18 protein-coding genes and 1 riboswitch are annotated in these 16,941 nt (G+C 62.1%); of the genes, 12 read left to right on the forward strand and 6 right to left on the reverse strand.

Going from position 1 to position 16,941, the window contains the following annotated elements:
- Nucleotides 1-618: CDP-alcohol phosphatidyltransferase family protein (locus tag T281_RS04055; protein WP_202901739.1), on the forward strand; the 618-nt coding region annotated here is incomplete at its 5' end.
- Between the two features lie 64 nt (nucleotides 619-682).
- Here the strand turns inward: T281_RS04055 and T281_RS04060 are convergent.
- Nucleotides 683-979: a hypothetical protein gene (locus tag T281_RS04060; protein WP_162173111.1), complete on the reverse strand. Its 297-nt coding sequence runs from the start codon at nucleotides 977-979 to the stop codon at nucleotides 683-685.
- A 133-nt stretch (nucleotides 980-1,112) separates the two neighbouring features.
- Nucleotides 1,113-1,349 (reverse strand): hypothetical protein, encoded by a 237-nt coding sequence (locus tag T281_RS04065; RefSeq protein WP_013419991.1) that lies wholly within the window; start codon nucleotides 1,347-1,349, stop codon nucleotides 1,113-1,115.
- Nucleotides 1,350-1,497: 148 nt separating this feature from the next.
- Between T281_RS04065 and T281_RS04070 the strand changes: the two genes are divergently transcribed.
- The 9 genes from T281_RS04070 to T281_RS04115 all read left to right on the forward strand — a co-directional run bounded on the left by T281_RS04070 (nucleotide 1,498) and on the right by T281_RS04115 (nucleotide 11,056).
- Nucleotides 1,498-1,875, forward strand: coding sequence for a gamma-butyrobetaine hydroxylase family protein (locus T281_RS04070; protein ID WP_037234770.1), 378 nt, complete (start codon nucleotides 1,498-1,500; stop codon nucleotides 1,873-1,875).
- Nucleotides 1,876-1,984: 109 nt separating this feature from the next.
- The gene (locus T281_RS04075; RefSeq protein ID WP_052037006.1) at nucleotides 1,985-3,388 is read left to right on the forward strand and encodes an ATP-binding protein; all 1,404 of its coding nucleotides are present in this window, start codon (nucleotides 1,985-1,987) and stop codon (nucleotides 3,386-3,388) included.
- Between the two features lie 137 nt (nucleotides 3,389-3,525).
- Nucleotides 3,526-4,611 (forward strand): substrate-binding domain-containing protein, encoded by a 1,086-nt coding sequence (locus T281_RS04080; RefSeq protein ID WP_081796586.1) that lies wholly within the window; start codon nucleotides 3,526-3,528, stop codon nucleotides 4,609-4,611.
- A gap of 303 nt (nucleotides 4,612-4,914) precedes the next feature.
- Nucleotides 4,915-6,375 carry a phosphate ABC transporter permease subunit PstC gene (gene pstC / locus T281_RS04090; protein WP_037234680.1) on the forward strand — a complete coding sequence of 487 codons (1,461 nt, stop codon included), beginning with the start codon at nucleotides 4,915-4,917 and terminating at the stop codon, nucleotides 6,373-6,375.
- Nucleotides 6,376-6,398: 23 nt separating this feature from the next.
- Nucleotides 6,399-7,700, forward strand: coding sequence for a phosphate ABC transporter permease PstA (pstA, locus tag T281_RS04095; RefSeq protein ID WP_245269146.1), 1,302 nt, complete (start codon nucleotides 6,399-6,401; stop codon nucleotides 7,698-7,700).
- Complete coding sequence (pstB, locus tag T281_RS04100; RefSeq protein ID WP_037234686.1) at nucleotides 7,694-8,527, forward strand: phosphate ABC transporter ATP-binding protein PstB; 834 nt, start codon at nucleotides 7,694-7,696, stop codon at nucleotides 8,525-8,527. Before pstA ends, pstB begins: the two co-directional genes overlap by 7 nt.
- A gap of 99 nt (nucleotides 8,528-8,626) precedes the next feature.
- Nucleotides 8,627-9,352 carry a phosphate signaling complex protein PhoU gene (phoU, locus tag T281_RS04105; RefSeq protein WP_013419984.1) on the forward strand — a complete coding sequence of 242 codons (726 nt, stop codon included), beginning with the start codon at nucleotides 8,627-8,629 and terminating at the stop codon, nucleotides 9,350-9,352.
- A 122-nt stretch (nucleotides 9,353-9,474) separates the two neighbouring features.
- Nucleotides 9,475-10,185 carry a phosphate regulon transcriptional regulator PhoB gene (phoB, locus tag T281_RS04110; protein ID WP_037234688.1) on the forward strand — a complete coding sequence of 237 codons (711 nt, stop codon included), beginning with the start codon at nucleotides 9,475-9,477 and terminating at the stop codon, nucleotides 10,183-10,185.
- 148 nt (nucleotides 10,186-10,333) lie between these two features.
- On the forward strand, nucleotides 10,334-11,056 hold the full coding sequence (locus tag T281_RS04115) for a L,D-transpeptidase (RefSeq protein ID WP_037234691.1): 723 nt from the start codon (nucleotides 10,334-10,336) through the stop codon (nucleotides 11,054-11,056).
- Nucleotides 11,057-11,199: 143 nt separating this feature from the next.
- Here the strand turns inward: T281_RS04115 and T281_RS04120 are convergent, their stop codons facing one another.
- Nucleotides 11,200-12,633, reverse strand: coding sequence for a short-chain fatty acyl-CoA regulator family protein (locus T281_RS04120; RefSeq protein WP_037234694.1), 1,434 nt, complete (start codon nucleotides 12,631-12,633; stop codon nucleotides 11,200-11,202).
- Between the two features lie 127 nt (nucleotides 12,634-12,760).
- Between T281_RS04120 and T281_RS04125 the strand changes: the two genes are divergently transcribed.
- Complete coding sequence (locus T281_RS04125) at nucleotides 12,761-12,979, forward strand: hypothetical protein (protein WP_037234697.1); 219 nt, start codon at nucleotides 12,761-12,763, stop codon at nucleotides 12,977-12,979.
- A 115-nt stretch (nucleotides 12,980-13,094) separates the two neighbouring features.
- Here T281_RS04125 and T281_RS04130 read toward each other — a convergent pair whose 3' ends face one another.
- Genes T281_RS04130 through T281_RS04140 form a run of 3 tightly spaced genes read right to left on the reverse strand, consistent with a single transcriptional unit; the run spans nucleotide 13,095 to nucleotide 15,995 of the window.
- A complete protein-coding gene (locus T281_RS04130; protein WP_037234700.1) occupies nucleotides 13,095-13,712 on the reverse strand; it encodes an anaerobic ribonucleoside-triphosphate reductase activating protein in 618 nt (205 codons plus the stop codon).
- On the reverse strand, nucleotides 13,709-13,912 hold the full coding sequence (gene nrdD, locus T281_RS04135) for an anaerobic ribonucleoside-triphosphate reductase (protein ID WP_037234702.1): 204 nt from the start codon (nucleotides 13,910-13,912) through the stop codon (nucleotides 13,709-13,711). The genes T281_RS04130 and nrdD overlap by 4 nt, the downstream gene beginning before the upstream one ends.
- 25 nt (nucleotides 13,913-13,937) lie before the next feature.
- Complete coding sequence (locus T281_RS04140; RefSeq protein WP_052037008.1) at nucleotides 13,938-15,995, reverse strand: ribonucleoside triphosphate reductase; 2,058 nt, start codon at nucleotides 15,993-15,995, stop codon at nucleotides 13,938-13,940.
- A 98-nt stretch (nucleotides 15,996-16,093) separates the two neighbouring features.
- A riboswitch (cobalamin riboswitch) is annotated at nucleotides 16,094-16,291 on the reverse strand.
- A 231-nt stretch (nucleotides 16,292-16,522) separates the two neighbouring features.
- Between T281_RS04140 and T281_RS04145 the strand changes: the two genes are divergently transcribed.
- On the forward strand, nucleotides 16,523-16,915 hold the full coding sequence (locus T281_RS04145) for an acyl-CoA thioesterase (protein ID WP_013419465.1): 393 nt from the start codon (nucleotides 16,523-16,525) through the stop codon (nucleotides 16,913-16,915).
- Nucleotides 16,916-16,941 lie beyond the last annotated feature (26 nt).

Genomic DNA, 16,941 nt, shown 5'->3' on the forward strand with positions numbered 1-16,941 from the left:
ATCGGCAGAAACGAGGCTCCTCTCGCGAAAACTTCGCTGAAGCGAAGGGTCGCTCTGCTCGTGCCGAACACGTTCACCCTTGCGGCCGTTGTTTGCGGGCTGACGGCGATCAGGCTCTCACATGACGGAAATTATGCACTGGCGATGATCGCGATCCTCGGCGCCGTCGTGCTCGACGTGGCGGATGGCTATGCCGCGCGGCGTCTCAAGGCCGAATCCGCAATGGGCGCGGAACTCGACTCGCTCGCTGACTTCCTGAACTTCGGCGTCGCGCCCGCGATGCTGCTTTACGACCGGCACCTCCATGAATTCGGCCTGGCGGGTTGGGCGATCGCGGCGGCCTATGTCCTAACGACGGGCTTGAGGCTCGCGCGGTTCAACATACAGGCGCGCGCGCAGAAGGCGTTTCTCAAGGAAGGCCACACCGACAAACCGAAATGGTTTTGCGGTCTGCCATCGACGGCGGCGGCGCTTTCAATGATCGCGCTCGATACGGCCGTCGTGTCCTTCTTCCCCGCAGAGGCGAATCCCGTGATGGCGGTTGCCACGCTGACGGCGGCGGCCCTAATGATAAGCACTTTGCCGGTGCCGTCGCTGGCTGCGATCTTCGGGCGGTAGCGCGCGCCTCGACGGGCATAAAAAAAGCGCTGCGCTTACCGCAACGCCATGTGCTTCCGGCGGATCAGTATTGAACCGGGAAGTTCGCCTGCGTGTTCACCCGTTCCCAGAACGTCGTATTGTTGTAGTGGGGGCCGGGATAATTATACAGGCTGGTGTTGTACCACGCGAACGGCCGCTGATATTGCCAACGCGGGGCAGACGCGCCGAAGAAGCGCTCAACCAGCGTAGGCTCTTGCGGCGCGACATAGAGCTGGTAGGACCGGGGCTGTTGCCCACGCCGGGGTGCCGCGTCGCTCTGAACAGTCGTTCCGACGACGGCAGCGGCCAAAAGGGCAGTGAAAAGAAGTCGCGACATCATGATCTCCCGCTTAACGCATGCCTTCATGAAAGCCTAAGCGGGAGCGAAGTTCCGACGCTACCGCCCTTACTTTTCAGTATAGGCGCGAGAGTGCATCTTACTAGTGAGGTTTTGCCACTAAGTAAAAATTACGTCAGGCGTAGGATTCGAGGCCCATGGCCGGGGCAAAATCGTCGCCGCGAAAACGCTGACGCAGAATTTCGAGCTGGCCGCGCTGTGTCGAATGCAGAAGCATGACCTGCCGCTTGATCAACCCGTAATTCATCAGCTTTTCAGCGTGATCCGCCGGAATGTCGGTAACGAGGCAGGGGCGTTTGATGATCTTTTCGAGCGAAGACCGTTCGCTGCGGGACATCCGAATAGCCGGCATTGCACACTACCTCATACGCGGAAAACGAAACCTTATGGTTGTCGAACCGTGGGTTCCTTGTAGACAAATCTATTAAACCGGAATGCGGCAAAAAAGGGTAACGCTGACATATCAAAGTGTAACGATCACAAAAAAAGGAGCGAAAGCGATGTTGCAAGCCAGCGGTGAGGGGCCGGTGCCGACAGAATTACGGCTCAGCGCGGACAAGACCACGCTCCGCATTTCCTTCGTGGATGGGCTGGACGCGGAATTTCCGGCCGAACTTCTGCGCGTCGAAAGTCCGAGCGCCGAGGTGCAGGGGCATTCGCCGTCCGAGCGAAAACTCGTCCCCGGAAAGCGTCTCGTGACCATCCTTTCGATCGAGCCCGTCGGCAACTATGCGGTGCGACTCGTGTTCAGCGACGGGCATCACACGGGCATCTATTCCTGGGTGTATTTTCACGAGCTTGCGCGCAACAAAGACGTTGTCTGGCGTGCATATCTCGACCGCCTGCAAGCGGCAAGCCTCAGTCGCGACCTTGTCTAAAGCTTAACGGGAGCGTCGAAAAACTGTCGCAGATGTTGGTTATCCTGACGCCATGGCCGATAATTCTTCTACAATAAAAGTTTCAAGCGGCGAAGGACCACGGACCGGCATGCTCGAAGTCTATCGGGATAGCGACAGCAAGCGTTTTTCGGACGGCATCTTTCGGCCGAGGGTCGTCCCCGCCGCTCCTGGCTCGGGCCTGCTGCCACGGCACGGTGTTCTGTCGCGCCTCTATCTTCGGCGCTGGCTCGTTTTGCTCGCTGCGGCGGTGATCGGCCTGCTGTCACTCTTCCACGGTCTGCCGCTGGGAGCGCCCACGGCTGCCATTCTGACCTTCGTGGCCGGAGCCGCCTTCATCCCGGTGTCACGGACTCGTCTCCGTTACGATGCCGTTAGCGTCGACCGCGCGAAGGAAGAGACGCTGGCGGTTGCGAAGCCCATCGCCGACGCCCTGCCCGATCCGGCCATTCTTCTCGCCCGTGACGGAACGATCCTCGCCTTCAACGGCAAGGCCCGCGATCTGTTTGAAGGGCTTAAGAACGGCGCGCACATATCCAGCGCGACGCGCAGCCCGCAGGTGCTCGACGCGGTGATGGAGTGTGGGCCAGCCAACCGGCAGCAGACGGTGACTTTCAGCGAGCGTGTCCCCGTCGAGCGGCACATGGCGGCCACGGTTTCGTGGCTCGTGCTGCCGTCCGACGCAGGGCCGTCAATCCTCGTCTATCTCCGCGACCTGACCGAGCAGCGCCGCCTCGACCAACTTCGCGCCGACTTCATCGCCAACGCGAGCCACGAGATCAAGACGCCGCTGGCCTCGCTGTCGGGATTCATCCAGACGCTTCACGGCGCCGCCCGCCACGACGAAGCGGCGCGCGATCGCTTCCTGCCGATTATGGCCAAGCAGGCCGAACGCATGGCGCGGCTCATCGACAATCTGATGTCGCTCTCCCGCGTGGAGATGCGGGCGCATCTGAAGCCGCAGGGCGAGGTTGCGATTGCGGACCTTGTCGAACAGGCGTGCGAGGCTCTGGAACCGATGGCGGCCGAGGCGGATGTCACGGTGGCGGTCGAGTCCGAGGTCGGCGACGTGACCGTGTTGGGCGACCGGGATGAACTCACCCAGGTTTTCATCAATCTCGTGCACAACGCGATCAAATATGGACGGAAAGCCGGCTCGGTACAGGTGAAGCTCAAGCGCCAGAGAAGCGGATCGCAGGATATGATAGCGATCAGCGTCGAGGACGACGGGCCGGGTATCCTCGGCCAGCACCTGCCGAGATTGACCGAGCGGTTTTATCGCGTCGCCGGGGCTGCGGGACATGAAAAAGGCGGCACGGGACTAGGGCTCGCCATCGTCAAGCATGTCGTGAATCGCCACCGTGGAGAGCTTCGCATCGCTTCCGAAGTGGGCTCCGGGTCGAAGTTTACGGTGCTTCTTGCCGAGCATAAGAGCAATCTTGGCTTACTTGAAGTTGTATTCAAGCCAACTGCTCAGCCCACTCTTGAGGAATAATATTGGTTTAGAAATCAGTGCTTTAATTTGTCATTAAAGGTTCACTGCCCTTACATAAAAGAGACATGGCGCTGCCCTAGGGTTTCAGCGCGTTGAACCGCTCAAAAAGGCTGGTTCCAATCTCAAGGGAGAGCACATTGAATTATCGTGTCACCGCACTCGTGGCGGCTACGGCGGCTGTCGGCCTCTTTGCAGCCGATTCCGCTTCTGCCCGCGATCAGGTTAAAATTGCCGGTTCCTCGACGGTCTTCCCATATGCGAAGATCGTTGCCGAGAATTTCGCGAAGGCGAATGCCGGTCTGAAGGCTCCCGTCGTCGAATCCGGCGGCTCGGGCGCTGGCCTCAAGCAGTTCTGCGACGGCGTCGGTGAAGACAAGATCGACATCGCGAACTCCTCGCGCCGCATCAAGAAGGGCGAGCAGGAAACCTGCACGAAGAATGGCGTCGCCGACGTGGTCGAAGTGAAGTTCGGCTATGATGGCATCGTGTTCGCGTCCGACGTGAAGGGCGCGGCTTTCGCGTATGAAGCGAAGGATTGGTTCAACGCCCTCGCTCCCGAAATCGTCGTTGACGGCAAGCTCGTCGCGAACCCGAACAAGACCTGGAAAGAAGTCAACGCCGCGTTCCCGGAATGGGAAGTCGTCGCCTACATCCCGGGCGAAAAGCATGGCACGCGCGAAGTCTTCGAAGAGAAGGTTCTCGTTGCCGGCTGCAAGGCGACCGGCGCGGAGAAGCTGATTGCCGAGAAGCTGCAGGCGGCTGGCACGGCTGAAGACAAGGTCAAGTCGGCGGCCGAAAAGGCTTGCGCGAAGGTTCGCAAGGATGACGGCGGCAAGCATGCCATCGACATCGACGGCGACTACACGGAAACCCTCGCTCGTCTTCAGGCGAACAAGGAATCGATCGGCGTGTTCGGCCTCGCCTTCTACGAGAACAACACCGACAAGCTCCGCGTTGCGACCGTTGGCGGCGTGACGCCGTCCGTCGAGACCATCTCGTCTGGCAAGTACCCGGTCTCCCGCCCGCTCTTCTTCTACGTGAAGAAGGCTCACGTCGGCGTTATCCCGGGCCTGAAGGAGTATGCTGAATTCTTCGTCAGCGACAAGATGATCGGCGAAGACGGTCCGCTTGCTCAGTACGGCCTCGTTCCGCTGCCGGAAGCCGAAGCCAAGGCTGTTCGCGAGACGGTTAAGGATCTGAAGCCGCTGGCTCCGCTCAGCTAAGACTGCCTAGGTGTCGCGGCTCTGCCCGGCACCCCGAACGGAAGCGTGTGGCGTGCATCAACCCCACAATGATTACGCCACACGCGAGTTGCTTTGTTTCGTCATTCTATTCTATGAAATGCGCCGTCTGTAGTATCTTCTCCGGCGAGGACTGCGCGCAGGACACCTTCAATGCGGAAATGCAGACAGCCGGACCCCGCAGCGGAACGCTCCAACGCCGCTCGAATGGCGCATTTGCGATGACGAAAACCTCGCCGCGCCTGCCTATGATCGAAATCGTCGAACTCCCTGTCGGAGACGGTCGTGTCACTTAGCGCATTGCTTTTTTGTCTGCTGCTCGCCGCAATGGTTGCCTTCGTTATAGGCTTCTGGCGAGCCAAGCGGTTATCCCCCGATAATCCCCGCGCGGTTCACTCGCGCCCCGGTTATCATGGCGGCTACCTCGCGCTTTGGACGGCACTTCCCGCCATCCTTGTGCTGCTGGTCTGGTCCGCTGTCGAGCCGCGCTTCATCCAGGCTGAAGTCGAATCCAATCTGCCCGCGCAAGTGCTCGAAGGCTCGGAAGGGCAAATCGGTCTTGCGATGGGCGTCGTTCGCAGCGTCGCGACCGGTCTTGAACGGCTTACGCCGGCAGAGGTTGCCGCTGCCAAGGCGAGCCCGAAGGAAGCTCAGCGTCTGTTCGAGAGCAAGGGCGTCGTGATCGCCACCCCGCCCAATGCGGTGGTCATCGCCTCCGCCGAAGAGCTGAACAACATTCGCCACTTGAGCCGCCTCGCGAAGACGGCCGTTGCGGCGTTCCTCGCGATCTTCGGCTTCATTTTCGCCTTTCGGAAACTTTCGCCAAACTTGCGCGCGCGCAATCGCGTGGAGCAGGTCGTCATATTGGCGCTTATGGCCGCGTCTTCGGTCGCGATCATGACGACGGTCGGTATCGTGCTTTCGGTGCTGTTCGAGAGCGTTGAATTCTTCAAGCATGTCTCCATCATCGACTTCCTGACCGGCACGATCTGGGATCCGCGTTTTGCGAGCGCAGGCGATGCGGGCGGCCAGGGGCAGTTCGGCCTTCTGCCGCTGATGTGGGGCACGCTCTATATCTCTATCGTGGCGCTGGTCGTCGCCGTGCCGATCGGCCTGCTCGCCGCCATCTACATGTCTGAATATGCTCACCCGAAAGTGCGCGCGACCGTGAAGCCGGCGCTGGAAATGCTGGCCGGTATCCCGACCATCGTTTACGGCTTCTTCGCGGTTGTGACGGTCGGTCCGTTCCTCAACTTCGTAGGGTCCGAGATCGGGCTGGTGATCCAGCCGACAAGCGTGCTCACGGCGGGCATCGTGATGGGGATCATGATCATTCCCTTCGTGTCATCGCTGTCCGACGACATCATCTCCGCCATCCCGAACGCGCTGCGCGAAGGCTCCTACGGGCTCGGCGCGACGCAATCGGAAACCATCAAGCGCGTGGTCCTGCCGGCGGCGCTGCCCGGCATTGTCGGCGCAATCCTGCTGGCTGCCTCGCGCGCCATCGGCGAAACGATGATCGTGGTGCTCGCTGCGGGCATCGCCGCGAACCTCACATTGAACCCGGCTGAATCCGTGACCACCATTACGGTGAAAATCGTGAGCCAGCTTACGGGCGACCTTGAATTCAACACGCCGCAAACGCTGGTCGCGTTCGCGCTCGGGTTTACGCTGTTCATTCTCACGCTGGGCTTGAACGTCTACGCCCTCTACATCGTACGGAAATACCGGGAGCAATACGAATGAGCGCGGTGGCCCAAGATTCCAGCATGTCCGATAGCGACGCAGCCGAAACTGTCGGTCGGTTCGATAATCCAGCGCTGATGCGTCGGCGCCGCCGCGAGGAAGTGCGGTTTCAGGCTTACGGCCTGATCGCCATTGCGCTTGGCATGTCGTTCCTCGTCATTCTTTTCGGCACCATCATTCGCGACGGCTGGACGGCCTTCTTCCAGACGTCGATCGAACTGCCGATCAAGTTCGACGCCGCCGAGATCGACCCGGACGGAACGCGGAACGCAAACGCGCTGGCCCAGGCGAATTACCAGAAGCTGGCGAACCAGGCGCTCTACGGGCAGCTCGGCGTCGACCCGTCGAGCCGGGCACAGCGTCAGGCCGCGAATGCGCTCGTCTCACGGGATGTCGACTCGCAGCTCCGCGCCATGGTCGCCTCCGATCCCAAGATCATCGGCACGACGCAAAATGTCTGGGTTTTAGCTAGCGGTAACGTCGATGCCTTCGCGAAGGGCAAGATCGACCGCGAATTGCCCCAGGAGAACCGGCAAATCTCCGATCAGCAGATCTCATGGATCGACAAGCTGACCGCGTCGGGGGCGATGGAGAAATCGTTCAACACCGGGCTTTTCACCAACACCGCTTCGAGCCAGCCGGAGACGGCGGGGCTTGCGGTGGCGCTGCTCGGCTCGTTCTACATCATGTTGATCGTGGTGTTGCTGTCGGTGCCATTGGGGGTCGCGGCTGCCATTTATCTTGAAGAGTTCGCGCCACGGAACCGCATCACCGACATCATAGAAGTGAACATCAATAACCTTGCCGCCGTGCCGTCGATCGTCTTCGGCCTCCTCGGTCTGGCGGTGTTCATCAACTTCGCCGGGCTGCCGCGCTCCGCATCGCTGGTCGGCGGGCTCGTGCTCACGCTTCGCACGCTGCCGACAGTGATCATCGCTACGCGCGCCTCGATTACCGCAGTACCGCCATCGATCCGCGAGGCCGCTCTCGGCGTCGGCGCCTCGAAAGTGCAAAGCGTGTTCCACCACGTACTGCCGCTCTCGCTTCCCGGCATCATCACCGGAACGATCATCGGCCTCGTTCAAGCCATCGGTGAAACGGCGCCGCTTCTGATGATCGGCATGGTTGCCTTCGTGGTGGACGTGCCAAGTTCGCCGCTCGATCCCGCGACTGCCCTGCCGGTGCAAATCTACATGTGGGCGACGGAGGCCGAACGCGGCTTCGTTGAAAAGACAGCGGGCGCAACCATCGTCCTGCTCGGCATTCTTGCCGTCATGAACATTCTCGCCATGGTCCTGCGGAAAAGGTACGAACGCAAATGGTAGATTTCTCTATCGAACCGGGTGCCCTCAATTCCAGCCTCGCCGCTCCGGCTTTGCCGACGGGACAGCCGGTCGACTACAAGATAACGGCGCGCAACGTCTCGGTGTTTTACGGTGAGAAGCAGGCGCTTTTCAGCGTCGGTATCGACATCCCGGATCGGAGCGTCATGGCCTTCATCGGTCCGTCGGGCTGCGGCAAGAGCACGTTTCTGCGCTGTTTCAACCGCATGAACGACACCATTGCCAGCGCGCGCGTGAAGGGCGAAATCCTCGTCCAGGGAAAGAACATCTATGGTCCCGATGTGGACCCGGTGCAGGTGCGGGCGCGCGTCGGCATGGTGTTCCAGAAGCCGAACCCGTTTCCGAAAACAATCTTCGAGAACGTAGCCTACGGGCCGCGCATTCACGGGCTCGCCAAGTCTAAGGGTGATCTCGAAGAAATCGTGGTCAAGAGCCTGCAACGCGCCGGCCTGTTCAATGAGGTGAAGGATCGCCTCGACGGCGAAGGCACCGGCCTTTCCGGCGGCCAGCAGCAGCGGCTTTGTATTGCTCGCGCCATCGCGGTCAGCCCGGAAGTCATCCTGATGGATGAGCCGTGCTCGGCACTCGATCCGATTGCGACTGCAAAGATCGAAGAGTTGATCGACGAGCTTCGCGAAAACTACTGCATTGTCATCGTGACGCATAACATGCAGCAGGCGGCGCGCGTTTCTCAGCGGACGGCCTTCTTCCATTTGGGTTATCTTGTGGAAGAGGATACGACCGATCAGATATTCATGAATCCGAAGGACAAGCGCACGCAGGACTACATCACCGGGCGGTTTGGCTAAAGCCCTGGCATCCGCAACGGGGCAGGCTGCGGCCCGGCCCCTCACCATAAAAAGGGCGGCGCGCATCGTGGTTGCGCGACCGCACCGGAGGAAACGGCAGTGTCTGGAAATGTCGACAGATCGTACGAAGGGGAGTTGAAGTCGCTCGACACGATGATCGCGCAGATGGGCGGCCTCGCCGAACAGGCCCTTGGACAGGCCATCGACGCGCTCTATCATCGCGACCCCGACCTCGCCGAGGTGACGCTCGCCAACGATCGCAGCATCGACACGCTTGAACGGCTCGTCGACGAACTCGCCATCTCCATCATCGCCCGCCGCGCGCCGGTCGCGTCCGATCTTCGTCAGATCGTCACCGCGATCCGCATCGCGCTCGACCTTGAACGCATCGGCGACTTGTCGAAAAACATCGCCAAGCGCGCCATCGCGATTGCCGCTGAGCCTCGGCCGAAGCAGGTCATGACCGGGTTCGTGCATATCGGCGAGGCGGCGCTGCGTCAGTTGAAGGACGTGCTGGACGCCTATTCGCAGCGAGACGCGGACGCGGCGCTGGCGGTCTGGCAGCGCGATCAAGAGATCGACGCCATGTATAATTCGCTCTACAGCGAACTGTTGACGACGATGATGGACGAGCCGCAGAGTGCCAGCGTGTACGCGCATCTTCTGTTCGGCGCGAAAAACATCGAACGCATCGGCGATCACGCGACCAACATCGCGGAGACCATATATTTCCTGATTCACGGAAAGGCACTCGGCGATGAACGCCCGAAAGCGGACAGCACGAGTTCGCTGACGCTCGGTCGCCTGATGCCGGCGAAGGCCTGAAGCGCTTGCGCGTGAAGCGAGCGCTTTGAAACGATGAACGGGCTTTTTCGCGATAGAAGGACGAGCCAACCGCACGCCCCTTTTTGCTAGGGGAGTGCTGGCGCGGGTAGCAAGAGCAGACGATGAATGCCAAGATTCTGATTGTCGAAGACGAAGAGGCCCTCGCTCTTCTCCTTCAATATAATCTCGAAGCAGAGGGCTTTTCGGTATCCATCTCGCAGCGCGGCGACGAGGCGGAAGTTGCCATCGGCGAAGAGCCGCCGGATCTCATCATCCTCGACTGGATGCTGCCGGGCCTCTCCGGCATTGAGCTATGCCGCCGCCTGCGCGCGGGGAAAACTGCGCGAACAATTCCGATCCTGCTCCTGACGGCGCGCGGCGAAGAGACGGATCGCATTCGCGGCCTGACCGTCGGCGCGGACGATTATGTGGTGAAGCCGTTTTCGGTGCCGGAACTTCTGGCGCGCGTGAAGGCGATCCTTCGCCGTGCCGCGCCTGAGCGCATTTCGCAAACGCTTGAGGTTGAGGACATCGAACTCGACCGCGAAACCTATCGCGTGATGCGAAGCGGCCGAGAGGTGCGCCTCGGGCCGACCGAGTTCAAGCTTCTCGAATTTCTGATGGAAAGCCCCGGCCGCGTGTTCTCGCGGACGCAGTTGCTCGACGGTGTCTGGGGCCGTGACGTCTATGTGGACGAACGCACGGTGGACGTGCACATCGGACGCCTGCGCAAGGCAATAAATCGGGGCAAGGAAAAAGACCCGATCCGCACCGTTCGCGGCGCGGGGTATGCGCTGGGCGAGAAATTCCCGGGGCAGAGCTTATCCGAATAGCGTCATTGGCGAAATAGCCACAGTCTCGGGTGGCAATGGGCCGCGAAAGTCGGCACGGACTTGTTGCTGCGAGCCAGGCTCGGTATTGGATTGTCGGCATATCGACGCAGTGGGCATGGCGGCGTCTGGGCAAGTACGGGGGGAAGGTATGAGACGTTGGAGCGCGTTTCTATCGGCGCTTGCTGCCGGGCTCATGGCTGGGCAGGTTTCGGCACTCGCGCTGGAGAACTGGGCCGACGGCCGCCCGGTTTTCGAGAGCGACATCCGAAGGCAGGCGGAACAGGATGAGGCCCAGCGTAGCGAGCGGCGCAAACCGGTCGTCTACCCGAAGTTCATGGATGGCGGCGCTCGTCCCGACATTGCGCCGGCCGAACCATCGATCATCTACTTCAACCAGAACGAGGAAGTCGGCTCCATCATCGTTGATACGCAGAGCCGCAAGCTCTATTTTGTGCTCCCTGGCAGAAGAGCCTATGAGTATCCGATTTCGGTCGGTCGCGATGGGTTTACCTGGTCGGGCACGGAACGTATCACGCGCATCGCGGAGTGGCCGTCCTGGACGCCGCCGCAGGAGATGCACAAGCGCCAGCCCGGTCTGCCGATTACGGTGTCAGGAGGCCTGCGCAATCCGCAAGGAGCGCGAGCGCTCTACCTCGGCAATACCGTCTATCGCATCCACGGCACCAACAACGAGCGCACCGTCGGACAGGCAAACTCGTCAGGCTGCTTTCGCCTGAAGAACGAGCACGTCGTGCATCTGGCCTCGATCGCGAAGATCGGGACCAAGGTGAAGGTTTTGCAGGCCTACACTGGCGGGGTCAGCCAGAGCGCGAGTGACGAGCCGTCCGCACGCGCGACCGTGAGGCGGTAGCCGTCCGGCGAAGACTGCGCGGCGGCTGGGTAGCGGACAGCATAGTCGCGTCTAAACTTTATCCACGATGAAAAGTCGGTTGTCCCGCACAGCCGAAATGGCTCGTCGCGTTCGAGCCTCGCTTCGATTTCAGCGATTTGGCTTTACGCAGGCTTGGCCGCATAAGGCAGGAAAGTGCTCCGATTTTCATTCACCACGAGTGGCCGTCCGATCATCGGGAAGGCGCGCTGAGGGCAGGCCGGGCGCTCGCACACCTTGCAGCCTGCGCCAATGGGCGTGGCAGCGGCGGGGTCGTCGAGATCGAGCCCTTTCGAATAGACGAGCCGCGGCGCGTGGCGGATGTCGCAGCCGAGCCCGATGGCGAAGGTCTTGTCCGGCTCGCCATAGCCGCCAACCGTATGCCGCACCGCGCGGGCGATCCATAGGTAGGTGCGTCCGTCCGTCATCTGCGCCACCTGTGTCAACGTGCGACCCGGCTGCGCGAAAGCTTCGTACACATTCCAGAGCGGGCATGCGCCGCCGACACGCGAAAAATGGAAATCGGTGGCGGACTGGCGTTTCGAGATGTTTCCCGCGCGGTCCACGCGGATGAAGAAGAAGGGAACGCCTGCCGCCGATGGCCGCTGAAGTGAGCTAAGTCGGTGGCTGATCGTCTCGAAGCCGACGCCGAATTGCTCCGCGAGCCTGTCGATGTCGTAGCGCACGGCTTCGGCGGCAGCAAGAAAAGCGCGGTAGGGCATCAGAAGGGCGGCCGCGAAATAGTTGGCAAGGCCGATACGCGCAAGCGCGTGCGTCGCGGGCGAGCCCAGCGCCGCTTCCCTCGCGAGCCGGTTCAGCGGCTCCCCCATCTCAAGGAACGCGAGTTGCGTCGCCATTTGGAAGGCGCGCTGGCCTTGATCGAGGCGCGCGGAGAGGCGAAGCACGCGCTCGTTCGGATTATAGTCGCGGTTGGCCTGCCGGTTCGGAGCCTCTCCCTCGGGCTTTCTCACGCCGATGCGGACGCCGTGCCGCTGCTCCAGATAGCGCGCAAGCCCCTCGACGACTTCGCCCTCGACCAGCTCAGCCTCGGCGAAAAGCTTTTCCGCAGCCTCGTCCAGTTCGGCGAAGTAGTTGTGGTGGCGGTAGAAGAAGTCGCGCACCTGCTCGAACGGCATAGGCGCGACGGTTGCAAGACCGGCAGCACCGAGGCCCAATTCATGGGCCATCGCGTCGCCCCGTTCCGTCACGTGGCGCAACCTTCGGTGAAGCGCCACGATCGCGCGGCCCGCAGCAGGCATCGAGGCGGCGATCTCGCGGATCTCGGCTAGGCTGACGTTCTCGCCGCTCGCCGGGTCCGAGAAGACCTCTTTCAGGTCTGCTATCATGCGCGCTTCGTCGCCGTCCGACAAAAGCTGCATGTCGGCGCCGAAGGCCGCGTTGATGCGCAGCAGGACCGGCACTGTGAGCGGCCGCTGGTTCTTCTCAAGCTGGTTCAGATAGCTCGCCGACAGCCCGATCGCTTCAGCGAAAGCGATTTGCGTCAATCCGCGTTCTTCGCGCAGCCGCTTCAGCTTTACGCCGACGAAGACCTTCTTCATTCAGTCGTCCATTCGCAAAATTTGCAAAACGAGCGAGACCCATTCGCAAAACCCTGCATTTTCAGCCCTTCGAAAAAATCTCGTCGGCGAATATTGTAACACCCACGGCTCGGCGACAAGGGGGTTCATGACGATGCGACCGGTTTACAAGGCGACGGCGGCGGAAGCACAGCCCGCGCACACGATGGAGCCGCCTCGCTGGCCGGATCGTCCCGCCGAGTTCGCTCTCTCGGCGTGTCCCCTCGGCTGCGACGCGGACTGGCGCGAGCCTGACCCGCGCGAACGTAGCGCAAGCTTTGGAGATGCTCCGCGCCAATTCGACGGAGCGACGCGCGCGCCCCGATAGGACGGTGCCGTTCACATCGGGCGCCAGGCTTCCCCTCGCCTGACCCCAAACGCATGCCGTCGAGCCAAGGGCAGGCGGCGCAAGGCCGTCGGCATGCGGCGACGCCGCGCTTGTTTCATGCAGCAAGCGCGGCGTCTGTGCATCCAAGCGAGCGAAACGGTTGGATTCGGTTGTTCGCGATGCCGAGTGCGGCCAGTTCGGCGGCGATGCGCGCGAGCGCCGCGTCGTCCAGCAGGGCGGGATGAACGGTCGTCCGCGTCTCGAACGCCACGCCGCTCGCCACCAGCAGCCGCAAGCTTTCAGCCGCGCGCTCGCCGCTGCCTGGCACGCCGGTGATGCGCTCATACTCAGCGAACGGCGCTTTCACGTCGAAGCCCACCCAGTCGACCAACGGCAGGACGGCCGCGAGCCGCGCCGGATATGGCCCCGCGCTGTGGAGGCCGACGCGAAAGCCCATCGCGCGCACCTCGGCCATCGCCTCCGGCAGATGCGTCTGCAAGGTCGGCTCGCCGCCGGAAAACACCACCGCGTCAAGCAGTCCGCGCCGCGTTTGGAGGAAGGAGCGCACCTCGGCCCATGACGGCCCCGCGCCGCTGCCCGCCCGCATCAGCGACGTATTGTGGCAGTAGCGGCAGGCCCACGGGCAGCCTTGACAGAACACGGTCGCCGCAAGCTGCCCGGGCCAATCCACGGAGGAAAGGCGGGCGAACCCGCCAATCTCGATGAGTGTCATCGCGCGCTCTTGTCGGCGTCGGCGCGCTCGGCCTTGCATTCGCGGAAATACTGCCGCTCGTTGAATTCGCCAACCTTGCCCTGATTGAACGACGAGACGGGTCGGTGATAGCCCATCACGCGCGTCCAGACTTCGCAGGGCTGGCGCTCCTCGTCGGTCAGCGTCACGTCGTCGGCGGTGGGGGTCCAATGTGCGTTCATGTCTTTGCTCCCTCTGTTGATGTGGTTACGCCGCCGCCTTGCGCGCGGCGAGCCGTGCCCGCTTCGCCGCAAGCCGCTCCTCGTCGCAGATCGGGCAGAACTTGTGCTCGCCTGCGATATAGCCATGCGTCGGGCAGATGGAGAATGTCGGCGTCACGGTGATGTAGGGGATGCGGAAGTTTTCGAGCGCGCGGCGCACGAGCTTCTTGCACGCCTCCGCTGAAGAAATGCGTTCGCCCATGTAGAGATGCAGCACCGTTCCGCCGGTATACTTGGCTTGCAGCGGTTCCTGTCGGGTCAGCGCCTCGAACGGATCGTCCGTGAAGCCGACAGGCAACTGGCTGGAGTTGGTGTAATACGGCGTCTCGTCCGTGCCTGCCTGCAAGATGCCGTCGAAGCGCTTCCGGTCCTCACGCGCGAAGCGATAGGTCGTGCCCTCGGCGGGCGTCGCTTCGAGATTATAGAGGTGGCCGGTCTCTTCCTGAAACGCCACCATCTTCGCGCGCACATGGTCGAGGAAGCGGAGCGCGAAGGCGTGGCCCCACGGCGTCGAGATGTCCTCTGCGTCGTCGGTGAAGTTGCGGATCATCTCGTTGAGGCCGTTTACGCCGAGCGTCGAGAAGTGATTGCGCAGCGTGCCGAGGTAGCGCTTCGTGTAGGGGAACAGCCCCGCATCCATGTGGCGCTGGATGACCTTGCGCTTGATTTCGAGGCTCGTGCGGCCGATGTCGAGCAGATCGTCGAGGCGCGCGAACAGCGCCGCTTCATCGCCTTTGTGCAGGAAGCCGAGCCGCGCGCAGTTCACCGTCACGACGCCGACCGAGCCCGTCTGCTCCGCCGAGCCGAACAGCCCGTTGCCGCGTTTCAGAAGCTCCGTCAGGTCGAGCTGGAGGCGGCAGCACATGGACCGCACCATGTTCGGCTTCAGCTCGGAATTCACGAAGTTCTGGAAGTAGGGTAGCCCGTATTTCGCCGTCATCTCGAAGAGGCGCGTCGCGTTCTCGCTCTCCCACGGGAAATCCGGCGTGATGTTGTAGGTCGGGATGGGGAAGGTAAAGACGCGGCCCTTCGCGTCGCCCGCAATCATGACCTCCATATAGGCGCGGTTGATCATGTCCATCTCGGCCTGAAGATCGCCGTAGGTGAAATCCATCTCGACGCCGCCGATGACCGGCACCTGATCGCGAAGGTCTTCCGGGCAGGTCCAGTCGAAAGTCAGGTTCGTGAACGGCGTCTGCGTACCCCAGCGCGACGGCACGTTGAGGTTATAGATCAGCTCCTGAATGCACTGGCGCACCTCATGATAGGGCAGTTGATCCCTGCGGATGAACGCCGCCATGTAGGTATCGAACGAGGAAAACGCCTGCGCGCCCGCCCACTCGTTCTGGAGCGTGCCGAGGAAATTCACGATCTGGCCGACCGCGCTCGACAGGTGCTTCGGTGGCGCGGCCTCGACCTTGCCGGGCACGCCGTTGAGCCCCTCCTGCAACAGCGTGCGCAGCGACCAGCCCGCGCAATAGCCCGCCAACATGTCGAGGTCGTGGATGTGGATGTCGCCATCGCGGTGCGCGCGGCCCACTTCCGGCGGGTAGACGTGGCTGAGCCAGTAATTCGCGACGACCTTGCCGGAGACGTTCAGGATCAGGCCGCCAAGCGAATAGCCCTGATTGGCGTTCGCGTTCACGCGCCAGTCCGCCCGCTCAAGATATTCGTTCATCGAGCTTTCCACGTCGATGGCGGCGTGGCGGTCGGCGCGAAGGCGTGCGCGCTGCTCGCGGTAGACGATGTAGGCGCGCGCGGTCGCGAAGTGGTTCGCGGAGATGAGCACCTGCTCGACGATGTCCTGAATTTCCTCGATGTGCGGCGACCGGCTCGCGAAGCGATGCGCGATCACCTTTACCGCCTGAATGGCGAGGAGATGCGCCTCGGTGGCGTCGAAATCGCCGGTGGCGCGGCCCGCGCGCTCGACCGCGGAGCGGATCTTCGCGGCATCGAACGGTGCGAGCGCGCCCGAGCGCTTCACGATGCTGAGCGGCAGGCGGGCGGCGGATACGACCGCCGTGGAGTCAGGACTGGAAGACAAGTAAACCCCCGTTGGATCATGGGGGCGGGAGCGACAGGGACGCGAACGCAACCGGCACATCGGTTACGGCACGACCTGCAGGACACCCCGCCCAAGGACGTTCGTTTCGTGTCGCGGCAGGTCTCCTGGCTCGCGGGTCAATGCTTCCGTCTGGCCTTCCCGGCGCTTTCGCACCAGTGACGCTATCGACGGCGGCTCGCCGCTTACAGTTGCGGGGGCAGCGCCGGAATTGCACCGGCTTCCCTCTTGGCTCCCGAATCTTGCGCTATCGGGGCACCGTGACCCCCACATTTAGGGTGTGATTCGCTTTGTCGAGTCACGAGCGGAGCTAGAAAATTCATTCAAACATGTGAACAGCGGGGAATGGGCAATATTGCCGCTTGCGAACCCGTCGTTTGCGAAAGCCGCAAATTCGCAAAGCTCGCAGATTTGCGGCGAAGCCTTCGCAAACATCCACATTTTCAGCCCTTACGGCGTGTTCGTCGTTGCGGATATTGTGAAGCCTGAAACGAACCCCGGGCGCTTGAATGCAAACCCTTATCGATGAAGCCGCCACCGAGGCGACGACCACCTTTGTGGAGATGGTCTTCCCCGAGCAGGCGAACCACTACGGCACGCTGTTCGGCGGCAATGCGCTGAACCTTATGGGCAAGGCGGCCTTCGTCGCGGCCACAAGGCGCGCGCGCCGCGCCGTGGTGATGGCGACGTCCGACAAGGTGGAATTCCACGTGCCCGTGAAGGTCGGCGAACTCGTCGAGCTTTCCGCCCGCGTCGTGCGCGTCGGCCGCGCGTCGATGACCGTCAACGTGGACATGGTCGCCGAGAAACTGCTTTCGGGCGAGCGCCGCCTCGCCGTGCGTGGCTCGTTCGAGATGGTCGCCGTCGACGAAGCCGGGCGCCCCACGGCGTTCCGCCCCTGATTCCAGATCCAATTTCCCAGCCGCCG

Source organism: Rhodomicrobium udaipurense JA643, assembly GCF_000636015.1.
GTDB lineage: Bacteria > Pseudomonadota > Alphaproteobacteria > Rhizobiales > Rhodomicrobiaceae > Rhodomicrobium > Rhodomicrobium udaipurense.